The sequence below is a fragment of the Geoalkalibacter ferrihydriticus DSM 17813 genome (assembly GCF_000820505.1).
Classification (GTDB): domain Bacteria; phylum Desulfobacterota; class Desulfuromonadia; order Desulfuromonadales; family Geoalkalibacteraceae; genus Geoalkalibacter; species Geoalkalibacter ferrihydriticus.
The window spans coordinates 52,923-67,713 of the sequence record NZ_JWJD01000008.1 but is presented as its reverse complement, the minus strand read 5'-3'; the positions used below and the strand labels follow the sequence as shown (position 1 = coordinate 67,713).

8 protein-coding genes are annotated in these 14,791 nt (G+C 61.4%); all 8 read left to right on the top strand.

Annotated features, from left to right (window positions below; all coding sequences use genetic code 11):
• Window positions 1-123 precede the first annotated feature (123 nt).
• Window positions 124-1,965, top strand: a complete 1,842-nt coding sequence (locus GFER_RS15230) for a UbiD family decarboxylase (protein ID WP_040100793.1) — start codon at window positions 124-126, stop codon at window positions 1,963-1,965.
• Between the two features lie 346 nt (window positions 1,966-2,311).
• Window positions 2,312-2,656 (top strand): DUF3024 domain-containing protein, encoded by a 345-nt coding sequence (locus tag GFER_RS15225; RefSeq protein ID WP_040100792.1) that lies wholly within the window; start codon window positions 2,312-2,314, stop codon window positions 2,654-2,656.
• A 112-nt stretch (window positions 2,657-2,768) separates the two neighbouring features.
• Window positions 2,769-5,171, top strand: coding sequence for a TolC family protein (locus tag GFER_RS15220; protein WP_040100791.1), 2,403 nt, complete (start codon window positions 2,769-2,771; stop codon window positions 5,169-5,171).
• A gap of 31 nt (window positions 5,172-5,202) precedes the next feature.
• Window positions 5,203-6,297: an efflux RND transporter periplasmic adaptor subunit gene (locus tag GFER_RS15215; RefSeq protein WP_040100790.1), complete on the top strand. Its 1,095-nt coding sequence runs from the start codon at window positions 5,203-5,205 to the stop codon at window positions 6,295-6,297.
• Window positions 6,294-9,374, top strand: a complete 3,081-nt coding sequence (locus tag GFER_RS15210) for an efflux RND transporter permease subunit (RefSeq protein WP_040100789.1) — start codon at window positions 6,294-6,296, stop codon at window positions 9,372-9,374. Before GFER_RS15215 ends, GFER_RS15210 begins: the two co-directional genes overlap by 4 nt.
• 60 nt (window positions 9,375-9,434) lie before the next feature.
• Complete coding sequence (locus GFER_RS15205; RefSeq protein ID WP_040100788.1) at window positions 9,435-10,577, top strand: alpha/beta hydrolase family protein; 1,143 nt, start codon at window positions 9,435-9,437, stop codon at window positions 10,575-10,577.
• A gap of 154 nt (window positions 10,578-10,731) precedes the next feature.
• Window positions 10,732-11,115 (top strand): hypothetical protein, encoded by a 384-nt coding sequence (locus tag GFER_RS15200; protein ID WP_040100787.1) that lies wholly within the window; start codon window positions 10,732-10,734, stop codon window positions 11,113-11,115.
• An 82-nt stretch (window positions 11,116-11,197) separates the two neighbouring features.
• Window positions 11,198-14,629 carry a DEAD/DEAH box helicase gene (locus tag GFER_RS15195; RefSeq protein ID WP_052446480.1) on the top strand — a complete coding sequence of 1,144 codons (3,432 nt, stop codon included), beginning with the start codon at window positions 11,198-11,200 and terminating at the stop codon, window positions 14,627-14,629.
• The last annotated feature ends 162 nt before the right edge of the window (window positions 14,630-14,791 follow it).

Sequence of the window (14,791 nt, the reverse complement as noted above, 5' to 3'; positions counted from 1 at the left end):
TGGCGAATACGCGGACAGGGTCCGGCAAAAAACCGATCATCCTCTGCCCGATATGGCGCCCAGCGTTGCATCGGACGGAAAATCTGGAGTATAAAAGGGGCATTTCAAAAAAAGGAGTTACGCATGGGTTATCGCAATATTCAGGAGTGTGTCTCAGATCTCGAACGCAGCCACCAGTTGCGGCGTATCAACGTCGAGGTCGACCCCGATCAGGAAATCGGCATTATCCAGCGACGGGTTTATGCCGCGGGTGGCCCGGCGCTGCTCTTCAGCCATCCCAAGGGCTGCCGCTTTCCCATGCTCGGCAACCTGTTCGGCACCCTGAAGCGCACCCGCTACATTTTTCGCGACACCCTTGAGCAGGTGCGCCTGCTGGTCGAGACCAAGCGCGATCCACGCAGCCTGGCGCGTAACCCCGGCAATCTGCTGCGTGTGCCCCTGGCCGCGCGCCTGCTGCTGCCCAAGCGCGTCGCGCGCGGCCCGATCCTGGCGCAGCGCACCAGTCTTTCAAGCCTGCCGCAGCTCAAGTCATGGCCCCTGGACGGCGGGGCTTTCGTCACCTTGCCCCTGGTCTATAGCGAAAGTCCGGCGCGGCCCGGCCTGCGCCACGGCAATCTCGGCATGTACCGGGTCCAGATTTCCGGCGGGAGCTATGCCCCTGATCGGGAAGCCGGATTGCATTATCAGATTCACCGCGGCATCGGCGCTCATCATGCCGAGGCTCTGGAGCGCGGCGAGTCGCTACGAGTCAACGTATTCGTCGGCGGACCGCCGAGCCTCTCCGTCGCCGGGGTCATGCCTCTGCCCGAGGGTATGCCCGAGCTTTCCTTCGCCGGCCTGCTCGGCGGCCGGCGCCTGGAATTGGTCACGGCCGCCAACAATCTGCCCATGCCGGCGGAAGCCGATTTTGTCATCTCCGGAACCATCGATCCGCGTCGCACCCTGCCCGAGGGGCCCTTCGGCGACCACCTCGGCTATTACAGCCTGGAGCATGAATTCCCGGTGTTGCAGGTCGATGCGGTTCATCATCGCGCCGACGCCATCTGGCCCTTCACCACCGTGGGGCGGCCGCCGCAGGAGGACACCACCTTCGGCGCCTTCATTCACGAGCTGACCGGCCCCCTGATTCCCGAGGTGCTGCCCGGCGTGCATGCGGTGCATGCGGTGGATGCCGCCGGGGTGCATCCCCTGCTGCTGGCCATCGGCAGCGAACGCTACGTGCCCTACGCCGAAGAGCGGCGACCCATGGAGCTGCTCACTCTGGCCAATGCGATCCTTGGCCAGGGGCAGTTGTCCTTGGCCAAGTACTTGTTCATCATCGCCCGCGAGGACGCTCCCGCTCTCGATATCCATGACATCGCCGCGTTTCTGCGGCATGTGCTGGAGCGCGCCGATTGGCGCAGCGACCTGCATTTTCACACCCGCACCACAATCGATACTCTGGATTACAGCGGTCATGGTTTCAACGCCGGCTCCAAGGTGGTCGTGGCCGCCGCCGGTCCGGTGCGGCGCAAGCTTCCGGATACTCTCGGTGGCGATCTGGCGTTGCCGCCGGGGTATAGCGAAGCGCGCCTGGTGCTGCCCGGAGTGCTTGCCGTGCAGGGGCCGCCACACCGAGGCGAACGGGGGGTGGAGGCTGAGGATATGGCGGACTTCTGTGCTTTTTTCGACGACCGGGCACCCCTCAACCAATTTCCCCTGGTGGTGGTGGTCGATGACAGTGAGTTCGTCGCCCGCACCTTGAACAATTTTGTCTGGACAGTTTTCACCCGCTCCAACCCGGCTACCGATATTCACGGCATCGGCGCCTTCAACAGCGCCAAGCACTGGGGCTGCACCGGCAGTCTGGTGATCGACGCGCGCCGCAAGGGACATCACCCTCCGGCGCTGGAAGAAGATCCCGCGGCGGTGCGCCGCGTCGAGGAGCTGGCGGCCAGGGGTGGGCCCCTGCACGGGCTGTTTTGACTCTGGATTCCAGAGATTTCCAAGGAGCGGTTTAGGAATTTTCTGATGACGGCTCTTTTCATTAATTGCCCATCCGGGTGCGCATCGGTATAATCTACCGGTCTCGTGCCCCGTGCGGTTCGTCCTGCCTTCTAATTCTGGCTCTTTTCGGCGCTGCCTGCGTTGGCGACGCCTTGACAGCACCAAAAATACCTCAGAATTATTTGACACGACNGTCCTGCCTTCTAATTCTGGCTCTTTTCGGCGCTGCCTGCGTTGGCGACGCCTTGACAGCACCAAAAATACCTCAGAATTATTTGACACGACGAACCGCCCGGAACACTAGGCACTGATCAGGAGGTTGTCCATGGAGATGCCCGAGCTGGTTCGTAAGTGCGCGGAAAAAGAGCTTTTCTCCTATTGCGAAACCAAGGTTCCGCCCTGTTTTCGCAATGAGGTACGGGTCAATTTTCGCATCGAGGGCGAAACCGCCACCCTCTATGAAGAACGTATCACCCTGGCCAATCCCGCAAACTGGAGTTGGCGACCGGTGGCACAGTTTCGTTTTCAGATCGAACTCAATCAGTGGTCTTTGCACTATCCCGTGGACCGCGATTCCTGGCGGCTTTACCTCAACGCCGGCCCCACCCTCAACCTCAAAAGCCTGCTCCGGGCCGTGGACGACGATCCCTTCAACTCGTTTTGGCAATGAGTTGTTTTTCAGGGGGGCATTGGTTCAAGGGGGACAGCTTGAGCAATGCTGCTTTTCGGTGTTATTTGGGCGAGGTGGTTTTCGGAATTTTTGCCTTAACCTAAGGTTTGCCATGCGTGCTGCCCGTTGGATTCTGAAAATCGTGCTTGTTGGCTTGGTCATGTTGTCCGCCGGCCTGCCCACCTCGGCCGCTGCGGCTATGACCATCGGCGTGGTGGTTGACGGCCCCTGGGCGGGCAATGATGAGGTGCTGCGCTTGTTTCGCGGGGAAATCAAGGTTTTGGTGGAGCGCGAATTCCACGTCGCCTTTCCCGCCGATAAGCTGCGAATTGGGGATTGGAGTGTGGAGTCCGTTCGCCGGGCTGTCGACGCGCTGCTCGACGATCCCCAGGTCGACCTGGTGCTGGCCATGGGCGTGATTGCTTCTCATGAAATCAGCACACGCGGCTCTCTGCCCAAACCGGCGATCGCCCCATTCATCATCGACCAGCAGATGCAAGGCATTCCTCGCCGCAACAACGCCAGCGGCGTGAACAATCTCAGCTATATTGCCGCGCCGCCGCCGACCTTGCGCGACTTGCGGGCTTTTCACGACCTGAGTCCTTTCAAGCATCTGGCGGTATTATACAACCGTGCACTTTACGAGGCGATTCCCCGGTTGTCCGCAAACCTCAGGGATTTGACCGATGAACTCGACAGTCGGCTGACTCTGGTGCCGGTGGATGAGGCCGCAAGCGAGGCCCTAAAGCGACTGCCGGCGGGAATCGATGCGGTGTATGTTGCGCCTCTGCTGCGCTTGTCGCCAAGCGAGTTCGAGAAATTGGTCAGCGGCCTCAAGGCGCGGCGCTTGCCGAGTTTTTCCCTGATGGGACGTGCCGAGGTGGAGCGCGGTATTCTGGCAGGCATCGCGGTGGATGATTTCACCCTGCGCGCGCGACGCACCGCCCTCAACCTGCAACGCATCCTGCTCGGAGAAAGGGCCGCAACCCTCGAGGTGGCCCTGACGCCGGGTGAGCGGCTCACCATCAACATGGAAACTGCCCGTGCCATCGGCTTTTATCCCAGTTGGGGGATTTTGACCGAGGCTGAGCTGCTCTTCGAAGATGGTCGACCCACCGGCCCGCTGCTGTCCCTGGGGGGCGTGGCCCATGAAGCACTTAAGGCAAACCTGGATCTGGCGGCGCGCGCTCAGGCCGTGGCCGCCGGCGAGCAGCAGGTCGTGCAGACCCGCGCGGCGCTGCTGCCGCAGGTTTCCGTGGGCGCCGAAGCTCTGCTGATCGATCGCGATCGGGCCGAGAGCAGCTTCGGCAATCAGGCGCAGCGCACCCTGAGTGCTACGGCGCGTTTGCGCCAGTCCCTTTATTCCGAGTCAGCCTGGGCCGACTTTGAAAGCGCCGAATACCAGCAGCAGGCACGGGAGCAAGATCGCAATGCCCTGCGCCTGGATATTGTCGCCGAGGCGGTACAGACCTATCTGAGCGTGCTGCGGGCGCAGACCGTACGGCGCATCGAAGGGCAAAATATTGAACTGACGCGCACCAATCTTGAATTGGCACGGGTGCGCCGCGAGGTCGGCTTCTCCGGGCCTGAAGAGGTTTATCGCTGGGAAAGTCAGATTGCCACTGACCGCCAGCGGGTCATCGCCGCCGAGGTCAACGAGGATCTGGCGCGCATTGCCCTCAACCGACTGCTCCACCGCCCGGTGGAAACGGTTTTTCAGCTCGAGGATATCCGTGTTGATTCTCCCGAGATGCTGATCGGGCGACCCGAGGTCTTTCGCTATGTGGACAATCCCTGGGATTTTAGAATCTTTCGTGATTTCATGGTGAGCGAGGGATTGGCGCGGGCGCCGGAATTGCACCGATTCGACGCGGCGGTTGCTGCCGAGCGGCGGCAGCAGAGCGCGGCCCGCCGGGCCTTCTGGACCCCGGAGGCCGACTTGCGGGGCGAACTCAGTCAGCGCCTTGCCGAAGGCGGCGCTGGGCAGAGTCCGCCCGCAGCTGATGTGCCGTTGACTCTTCCGCAAGAGGACGATACCCGCTGGAGCCTGGCCATCAATTTGTCTTTGCCGCTTTACAGCGGCGGCGCGCGTCGTGCCGAACTGGGTCGCACAACCGCCGAGGTGGCGCGCTTGCAGTTGGAGCGCGCGGCTCTGGCGCAGCGCCTGGAGCAGAACATTCGCAGTGCGCTGCTGAGCAGCCGCGGGACTTTTGCCGGAATCCATCTGTCGCGCGCCGCTGCCGATGCCGCGCGCAACAACCTGGAGCTGGTCAAGGATTCTTACTCGCGGGGAGTGCTCTCCATCGTTGAATTGCTCGACGCGCAGAGCGCGATGCGGGTGGCCGAACTGGTCGCCGCCAACGCGGTGTATGATTTTCTTCACGATTTTTCTGAAGTGGAGCGGGCCACGGGCTTTTTTTTCTTTTTGGAAAGCCCGCAGGAACAGCATGACTGGCTGGCCCGTTTGCAAAATTTTTTCCACGCGGCCGAGCCCATGCCTTGGCGGCAGCGTTGAGAAGCGAGAGTAGAGAAAGGCGATGGACCTGATGCTGCGACGACTGAGTTTGTTTCTGGTGCTGCTGCTGTGGGCCTGCGGTGAGCAGCCGCCGCTGCCTGAGGAGCCCTTGCGCGTGGTGCGTACCCAGCAGGTGGTCCTGGATGAAGGGGTGCGCGTACGCGCTTTTTCCGGCACCGCACGTCCTGCCATCGAGGCCCGCTTGAGCTTTCGCGTGCCGGGCACCCTTGTCGAGATTCCCGTCAGGGTTGGCGATCAGGTGCGGCGCGGCGCGCTGATCGCGGCTCTGGATCCTGCCGATTACCAGTTGCAGGTCCGCGAAGCCGAAGCCGCTCTGGCCGAGGCCGGTGCCCGAACGCGCAATGCCGACGCGCATTACGAGCGGGTCAGGGCCTTGTATGAGAATCATCATGCCTCCCTCACCGATCTGGATGCGGCCCGCGCCGGGGCCGAATCGGCGCGAGCCGCCGAGGCGGCTGTGGCCATGCGGCTGGAATTGGCGCAATTGCAGCTCTCCTATACGCGCCTGCACGCACCCCTTGACGGTTTCATCGCTGCGGTCAGTGTCGAGGTCAACGAAAATGTCGCAACCGGTGCCGAAGTCGTGGTGTTGACCGCCAGTCGTTTTCCGGAAGTGGGTGTTGCTCTGCCCGAAGCGCTCATCGGCGGCATTGCCCGCGGTGATACTGTGAGCGTGACCTTTGACGCCATCGGCGGCGAGCGTTTTGCCGGGATGGTGACCGAAGTGGGCGTGGCGGCAAGCCCTGCGGGCGCCACGTATCTCGTGACCGTGCGGTTGCTTACGCCGGATCACCGGGTGCGCCAGGGCATGAGTGCTGAGGTTGTTTTTCGTTTTGCGCCGGCGCGGGAGGTTTCGCGAATGCTGGTGCCGGCGGCTGCGGTGGGCGAGGATCAACAGGGGCGCTTTGTTTTCGTGGTGGAATCCAAAGAGGAGACAACCGCCGTGGTGCGTCGCCGGGCGGTCGAAGTTGGAGAATTCACCCTGGAGGGACTGGAGATTCTCGCCGGACTGACTCCGGGTGAGCAGGTCGTGACCGCCGGGGTCAGCCGCATTGAGGACGGCCAGCGGGTGTTGCTCGCCGCGACAGAGGAACCTCAGCCATGAACCTGACCCGCGCGGCGATTGAGAATAACCGGGTCACCCTCACGCTGCTGGTGGTTCTTCTGGTGGCGGGGGTGTGGTCTTTTTTCACTTTGCCGCGTGATGAAGACCCGGGATTCACCATTCGCACCGCTCAGGTTCTGACCCTTTTTCCGGGCGCCGCTCCCGAGCGTGTTGAGCAACTGGTAACGGATAAGCTGGAAAAAGCGATCCAGGAAATTCCTCAGATCGATTTCATCACCAGCGAATCCAAGCCCGGTGTTTCGATGATCCTGGTCAATATCCAGGAGCGCTATACCGACATGCGCCCCATCTGGGACGACTTGCGGCGCAAGGTCGAGCGCACCGCGCGCGAACTGCCGGCAGAAGTGGTTGGTCCGGTGGTCAACGATGAATTCGGCGATGTGTTCGGCGTGGTGTTCACCATCCGCGGCGAGGGATTGAGTTACGCCGAACTCAAGAAGATTGCCGAAGACTGTCGCAACGATCTGCTGCTGTCGCGCGAGGTGGCCAAGGTCGATCTTTTCGGTGTGCAGCAAGAGCGCATTTTCGTCGAATACAGCAATGCCCGCCTCGCCGAATACGGCGTCTCGCCCCTGCAACTGCAGGAAATTCTGGAAGCCCGCAACATTATTATTCCCGGCGGTGAAATTTTTACCGATACGGAGCAGATCATTCTCGAGCCCACCGGCAACTTCGATTCGGTGGAGGATCTGAGCCGCAGCGTGATTGCCTTGCCGGGCCGCGATGAGTTGGTTTATCTCAAGGATCTGGCCGATATCCGGCGCGACTATATCGATCCGCCGCGGGCCAAGGTGCGCTACCGTGGCGAGCCGGCTCTGGCGGTGGCGGTCAACCTGCGTCACGGCGGCAACATCCTCGCCCTGGGCGAGGATGTGCAACAACGCCTCGCGGAGTTTCGCCAGGTCTATCCCATTGGGGTCGATTTCGACATGGTGGCCTTTCAGCCGCAGCATGTGCAGAAAAAGGTTGATGAGTTCGTGGTCAACCTCATGCAGGCGGTGCTCATCGTGTTGCTGGTGGTGCTGGTTTTTCTCGGCGTGCGCACTGGTCTGGTGGTGGCAAGCCTGATTCCCGCGGCAATGATTCTTGCCCTGTTTGTCATGGGGCGCCTCGGTATCGGCATCGACCAGATGTCTCTGGCATCGCTGATCATCGCCCTGGGTCTGTTGGTGGACAATGCCATCGTCATGTCCGAGTCCATCAAGGTGTCCATGGAGGAGGGCCGCGCGCCTCTGGACGCGGCGACGGCTTCGGCGCAGGAGCTGAGAATTCCTCTGCTGACCTCGTCCTTGACCACCGCGGCGGCCTTTCTGCCGATCTTTCTTGCCGAATCGATCACCGGGGAGTATACCGCTCCCCTGTTTAAGGTGGTCACCATCACCCTGCTCTGCTCCTGGGTGTTGTCTCTGACCCTGACGCCTCTGCTGTGCGTGCGTTTTTTGCCCAAGTCAAAGCGCGCCGCACAGAACTACCAAAGTCTGTTTTATCGTGGCTACCGGCGGTTGTTGCTGATGCTGCTGCGGTGGCGCACTTTGACCCTGGCGGCAATGTTCCTGCTCTTCTGCTTGGCCGTGTTCGGGTTGCGCTTCGTGCCGCAGATTTTCTTCCCGCCCAGCGACAAGCCGATCTTTTTTGCCGAATTGCGCCTGCCCATCGGTACCCCCCTGGCGCGTACCGCGCAGGTGGTGGGTGAGCTTGAGGAGTACATGACTTCCAATTTTATGGCAGATAAGGGCCAGGGTCGCGAGGGAATAGTCGACTGGGTGACGTTTCTCGGAGAGGGCGCGCCGCGCTATATCCTTGCCTATAATCCCGAGCCGCCGAGTCCCGAGTATGCCTATCTGATCGTCAACGGCAGCTCTCGGGAGGTGCTTCTGGACCGGGTTATCCCGGGGTTGGAGGATTTCTGCCAAAGGCATTTTCCGGATCTCGATGCACAAATCCGCCTGCTGTTTCTCGGTCCCCCGGTGGAAAACCCCGTGGAAGTGCGTATCTCGGGACGCGACAGCGAGCAGATTTTCGCCCTGGCCGCCGAAACCCGCGACCAACTGGCGAAGATACCCGGGGTGCGCAGCATCACCGATGACTGGGGGCCGCGCACCAAGAAGCTGGTGGTGCGGGTTAATCAGCCACGTGCTCAGCGGGCCGGATTGTCCAATCGGGACGTGGCGGTGTCCTTGCAGACGATTCTGACCGGTATGGAAACCACGGATTTCCGTGAGGAGGACGAGATTATTCCGGTCATTCTGCGCTCCGTCGCCGCCGACCGGCAGGACATCGGCAAACTGGAAACTTTCAATCTTTATGTGCAGAGCACCGGCAAATCTGTGCCCCTCAAGCAGGTAGCCGACATCGAGATCGCCTGGCAACCGGGCAAGATTTTGCGCCGTGATCGCCTCCGGACTCTGACCGTGCAGGCCGACGTGCATCCAGGGGCCAACCCCATCGCCATAGCGCGGCAACTTGACGAGGTGCTCAAAGTGCAGAGCGCCGCCTGGCCCCTGGGGACCAAGTACGAATTGGGCGGGGAGCTGGAATCCTCCGGCCAGGCCGGCGAAGCAATCAATGCCAAGATGCCGGTGGCCGGCTTGATCATCCTGCTATTGTTGGTTACGCAGTTCAATTCCTTTCGCCGGCCGCTGATCATCTTGCTCACAATCCCCCTGGGACTGGTCGGCGTGACCACCGGCCTGCTGTTGACCGGCACGTCCTTTGGTTTCATGACCCTGCTCGGGCTGGTGTCGTTGGCGGGCATCGTTATCAACAATGCCATCGTGCTGCTTGAACGGATTCGCCTGGAAATCGACGAAAACGGGCTCGAACCGACCCGGGCGGTGATCGAAGCCTGCCAGAGGCGCTTACGCCCCATTCTGCTCACCACCATTACCACCATGGGCGGCCTGCTTCCCCTGTGGCTCGGCGGCGGACCCATGTGGGAGCCCCTGGCCATCAGCATCATTTTCGGTCTGGCCTTTGCCACCCTTCTTACCCTGGGCTTGGTACCGGTGCTTTACTCGTTGTTTTTCCGCTTGAATTTTCGTGATTTTCGCTATTGAAGCCAACCCGGATTTGAATCGCGATTCCCGTTTGCTATACTTCGGCTTATGAGCGGGTCGATGCGTTTTTTCCTTTTTTCGCTGCTGCTGGTCCTGATGATGAATCTGATCGGCGGCTGTTCGCCGCGGCGCGGTTACGAAGCCGTGTTGCTTCTCGGCGATGTTTCCGCCGGCGAGGAGCCGAGCCGGCTCAAGGCCAAGACCGCGGAACCCGCGCGGATTCAGGTGCGAATCCCGGTGGCGCCCGGTTTTCCCGTCGCCGCCGGGTTTTACGGCGCCGATCTTTACTTGCCTCAAGAGCCGGTTAAGGCGGGCATGCTGGTGGTGCCAGGGGTCGCCGAGGAAGGTAAGGATGATCCGCGGCTGGTCGCCTTTGCTTATTCCTTGGCGCGCATGCGGTTCGCGGTGCTGGTCCCTGAGCTGGAAAGCATGCATCGCCTGGAAGTGCGAGCGGAAAATACCGATGAAGTGGCCGCAGCCTTTGCCTGGTTTCGCAACCGCACCGAGTTGGTGCCGACCGGCCATCTCGGCATGATGGCTTTCAGTTACGCAGTGGGGCCGACACTGCTGGCGGCCATGGCCCCTGAGGTGGGCGAGGACGTGGGTTTTGCCGTGGGCGTCGGCGGCTATTACGACCTCCACGCGGTGATGACATTTTTTACCACCGGCTGGTTTCATGACGGCGATGACTGGCAGCGCGGCGATCCCAACCGTTACGGCAAGTGGGTCTTTGTCGAGGGAAATCTGGATCGCCTGGCCGAAGAGGGCGATCGCCGGCGTTTCCAGACCATGGCGGAGCGCCGCAAAGAAAATCTCGACGCGCCCATCGAGGATCTGGCGCTGGGGTTGAGTGAGGAAGGCAAGGCCCTGTATCGCTTTATCGTCAACGAAGATCGCGAGCGGGTGCCTGCCCTGATCGCCAATCTTCCCGAGTTTCTTCGTCGTGACATTGGCGCGCTTAATCTGGCGGATAAGGACCTGCAAAAGCTGCAGGCACGGCTGATTCTTATACATGGCCTTGACGACCCCATCATTCCCCATAGCGAAAGCCGCAAGCTCAAGGCCGCGCTGCCCGCTGGGCAGGCCGACCTGTTTCTGGTGCGCGGGCTTATGCACGTCGACGTAATGCCCGGCATCATCGGCTCCTGGCGCATGTGGCGCGCGGTGATGGCTTTGCTGCGCGAACGCGACGGGGTGCGCTGAGGGTGTTGCCCTGGGCTGGGCGCGCCGAGGCCACGGGGTGCGGACTGGCCGGTTGTTTCCTGTTTGACAGGAAAGAACCGGCTGAGCTATCTTCTGCAGCGCGTGTACGAGAGAAGACGCCATCAGATGCCTTTGCCCGGATGTTCCGACAACGATGACCTTTTCCCCTGATTCTCTGCGGTTTTTTACGTTCATCGGCGCTCTGCTGGGTGCCTGTTCGCTACTGCTGCTGACCCGGCACCATATTCTGTCCCGTTTTCATCGTCGCTATACTTGCAGGTTTGAGATTTTCTGGGACCGCAAACTGCGCCCCTATTGCCCGCGTTGTCGCAACCGGCTTAGCGAGTGGGGCATGCACCAGAGCTTTAAATTCGAACTGCGCGACGGACGTATGCAGCGTATTCCCGTAACTTTTGGCGCCTTTCGCTGCGTGCCCTGCGAAACCCTGGTGCGTCTGGTCGATGAGGACGGCTTCGAGGTGGATCTGGATTTTGCCTTGGAGAGATTACGCACCGGCGGGACGCCAGCAGTCCCTTAGGCAGGAGACAGCCCTTCAAGCGCCTGCGAAAACTCCACGACTCCCGACATCCTCTGAATCCTTTACGCCCTCTGGTTTCTTCATGGAACAAACCGCATCTTCGCCGTTAAATCCCCTGGCGGGCGCCCTGCGGGACCTGCCGATAGGGACCCTTTACACCCTGGGACGCAAAGCCCAGTTGGTCGAGGCTTTGCTATTGTGCCAGAAGAATGCCGTGGCCCTGCCGGTATGGAAGAAGAGCGGCGAACTGTTGAGCGTCGATGTCGGCAACGCCTTGGTGCATGAAGTCTCTCTGCACCTCAACAAGGGCGGGCGGATCGAAACCCGATGCCGCTGCGGCAATCGCGCTACGGGGGATGTCTGTGCCCATAGCCTGGCGGCTTTGCTGACGTTGAAAAAAGCCCTGGTGCCGGCGGCGGTAAGCGGCTGGCGTGCCGTGGATGCCGATCTGGAAAAGATTCGCACCTCCCTGCTGGCGCCTGTGTTGCCCCGGTCTGAAAAAATAGGACCGCGCAAGAGAAAATCATCTGCAAATAAGCCCGACTCTCGCCCAAGGGACCAGGCCGACTATGCCATTGTGCTCAGTGAGCGCTACGGGATTCCTTTTGTTGAAGTCACGCGCAAAGGGGACGTGCTCCTGCCTTTTACCCATCGCGTCCCTAAGCCCTTGCAGCCTCTGCTCGAATCGCCCTGGATGGCCGGCGGGCACTCGGCCACGGCCCTGTGCGCTCTGTTGGAGGCGGGAAAGCCGACCTGGCCGGTACAGGTGCGCGACAGCGGCGGCCGGCTGCACACGTTGAAGGTCGAAGCGTCGCAAGCTCTAAAGGGCAAGCTGGTGTTTGATGCCCGCGATAGCGGCCTGCGTCTCCAGCGGGTGCTCGATGACGGCAGTTGCCTGGGGGGGCGTCTGCTGTGGTTCGGCTCCTGGGTCGCCGACGCGCAGCATGCCCGCCTGGTGCGGGTGGTTGCTCCGGAGGTCTGGAGCCTGTGGCCGCAACTGGCCGCAGTCGGCACGACTGTCGAGGATGGCGCGGGTTGTCTGGTTGCTTGGCGCGATTTCGGCGGCATCGAGTTCATGTCCGACGAAGATTCTCCGCCTCTCGAAGAATGCCTTTTGCAGATCGACGGACAAGAACAGCAGGTGCTGCCCACACACCTCAGGGATTATTCTCTGGAAATCAACCCTGGCGCGGACGATGAAGTGACGTTGCGCGCCGTGGCTCGGCATGGCGCCTGCGAACTGGGTCTTGACTCCCGTGCCCTGGCGTTGTTCAGCGAGGCTTTCTTCGACGGTGTATCCTTGCCTTTGCGCGCCCTCAAGCGCCGCCGCGCGCTCTATGAAACCTTTTTCGCCGCGCGCCGTGCCACGACCAAAACCGAGCGCAACCGTATTCTGCGTAAAAACATTGCGGGTGCGGATTTCCGGCGGCGGGCCCTGGTCAGCGAGGCTCGCGGCCGACTTGAGAACCTGCTTGAGTGCGAGCGCCAGTGCACCTGGCACCTGAGTTTTGCCGAGGAACACTGGCTGCTGCTGCAACGCGACCGCGCGCTGGAAGCTGAGCTGCTGGAGGTTCTCTATGGCTATTTCGGGGTTGCGGCCTTGCGTGATGCACCCTTTGCGGGAGCTATGCGGGTCAAGCGTCAGACGCTGTTCGCCGCCCTGCCGGCGTTGGTCGGCGAACTGCGTGCCCTGGGCGTTGACCTGCGGTATGGCGGGCGCCCAGCCGTGCCGGCGCGGCTTGACATCCGTGTCACCGCCGGAGCCAAAGACATCGACTGGTTTGAGCTGCGCCCGGAAATCAGCTGCGCGGGGGTGGCGCTCGACGAGGAAACCTGGCGCAAGGCTCTTGAAGAAGGGATTTTTGAAGCCGACGGGTGTCTGCATCTGCTTGAGGCAGGCGATCGGGAGGCTTTGACGGTCCTGGCCGGACTCCGCGGAGCAGGGCAGAAAAAAGCGCATCGCGAACCGGTGCTTATCCCGCGTCTGCATATTCTCGATCTGCTCGCCCTGCGCAAACTGGGAGCGACTCTTCATCTTGGCGCCGAGGATGAAACTATCCTCGCCCGTCTGGAGAATTTCGACAAGTTGCCCGAGGTGGATGAACCCCGGCTGCGCGCCAAGCTGCGCGACTACCAGGGGCTGGGCTATCGCTGGCTGGCCTTTCTTTATGAGCACAAATTCGGTGCCTGCCTGGCCGATGACATGGGGCTGGGAAAAACCATTCAGGCCATCAGCCTGCTGGCGGCTCTGCATCAGGGTGTACTCGCCGCGCGCGCACCGCGAGACATCCCTCACCTGGTGGTGGTGCCGCCCAGCCTGCTGTTCAACTGGGAGAGTGAACTCACGCGCTTTGCCCCCGATCTGCGCACCCTGGTCTATCGCGGCCAGGATCGCTGTCTCAACGCTTTTGAGGGCATCGACGTGGTGCTGACCAGCTACGAGATTGTGCGCCGCGATATTGAGGAACTGTGTGCGCTGACCTTTCACGTCATCATCTTCGATGAGGCGCAGGCCATAAAAAACGTCCATGCCGCCATGACCGGCGCGGCGCGGCGTCTGCAAGGCGCTTTCAAGCTGGCTCTCACCGGAACCCCGGTCGAAAATCATTTGGGTGAATACTGGTCGATCATCGACTTGGTGCTGCCCGGCCTGCTCGGCCCCTATCGCCGCTTCGGCAGTAACCGCAGGGAGGTCGAACCCGGTGCGCTGCAGCGCCTTATCGCCCGCACCAAGCCCTTCGTGCTACGCCGCACCAAGGAGAAAATTGCTGCCGAACTGCCCGACAAGGTCGAAATCGATCTGCATCTCGATCTCAGTGCAGAGCAGAAGGTTCTTTATCAGAATACCGTGGCCGCGGTGCGCACCGAGGTCGCCGCCGCCTGGCAAGAGCAGAACCGCGCCCAGGCGCGCATCACCGCCCTGGCTGCACTCACCCGCCTGCGCCGCCTGTGTCTCGACCCGCGCTTGGCGGGTGGCACGGCGCAGGATGGTGCCTCGCCGAAAATCGCCGCTCTTTGCGAACACCTGGAAGAGCTGCAGGCCGAGGGACACAGCTCCCTGGTCTTTTCTCAGTTCACCAGTTTTCTCGACCTGGTGGAGCCCCATCTACGTGCCGCCGGCCACGGGTTTATACGCCTTGACGGCAGCACCCCGGTGGCGCAGCGTAAAAAGCTGGTGGAAGCTTTTCAGAACAGCGAGGAGCCCCTGGTCTTTCTCCTCAGCCTCAAGGCCGGTGGGCGTGGTCTCAATCTAACCCGCGCCAGCTACGTAATTCATCTTGACCCCTGGTGGAATCCGGCGGTGGAAAACCAGGCCTCCGACCGCGCCCACCGCATCGGCCAGACGCGCAAGGTCACGGTGCTGCGCCTGCTCATGCGCCACACGGTGGAAGAGAAGATGATGGTGCTCAAGGAGCGCAAGCAGCGCCTGTTCCAGGCCCTGCTCGACGAAGGTCGCGACGGCGGCGGTGTGCCGCTGAGTCGGGAGGATTTTGAGTTTCTGGTGGGAGACTGAAGGTCGGCGAACTGGGTGGGCAGCACTCAGCTTTGATGCACTCGCAAAAACTAAGAGGATGGCTAAGCAAAAATTTCGTCCTACAAGGCCTGGTGGTTTTTCAGGGGCGAAGGCATACATCAGAGGTCCTGAAAAAACGCCGTAACGCCGTAGGGCGGACTT

Excerpts from the sequence above, each read along its gene's own strand:
- GFER_RS15230 (WP_040100793.1), top strand. The coding sequence starts at position 124 with ATGGGTTATCGCAATATTCAGGAGTGTGTCTCAGATCTCGAACGCAGC.
- GFER_RS15225 (WP_040100792.1), top strand. The coding sequence starts at position 2,312 with ATGGAGATGCCCGAGCTGGTTCGTAAGTGCGCGGAAAAAGAGCTTTTC.
- GFER_RS15220 (WP_040100791.1), top strand. The coding sequence starts at position 2,769 with ATGCGTGCTGCCCGTTGGATTCTGAAAATCGTGCTTGTTGGCTTGGTC.
- GFER_RS15215 (WP_040100790.1), top strand. The coding sequence starts at position 5,203 with ATGCTGCGACGACTGAGTTTGTTTCTGGTGCTGCTGCTGTGGGCCTGC.
- GFER_RS15210 (WP_040100789.1), top strand. The coding sequence starts at position 6,294 with ATGAACCTGACCCGCGCGGCGATTGAGAATAACCGGGTCACCCTCACG.
- GFER_RS15205 (WP_040100788.1), top strand. The coding sequence starts at position 9,435 with ATGCGTTTTTTCCTTTTTTCGCTGCTGCTGGTCCTGATGATGAATCTG.
- GFER_RS15200 (WP_040100787.1), top strand. The coding sequence starts at position 10,732 with ATGACCTTTTCCCCTGATTCTCTGCGGTTTTTTACGTTCATCGGCGCT.
- GFER_RS15195 (WP_052446480.1), top strand. The coding sequence starts at position 11,198 with ATGGAACAAACCGCATCTTCGCCGTTAAATCCCCTGGCGGGCGCCCTG.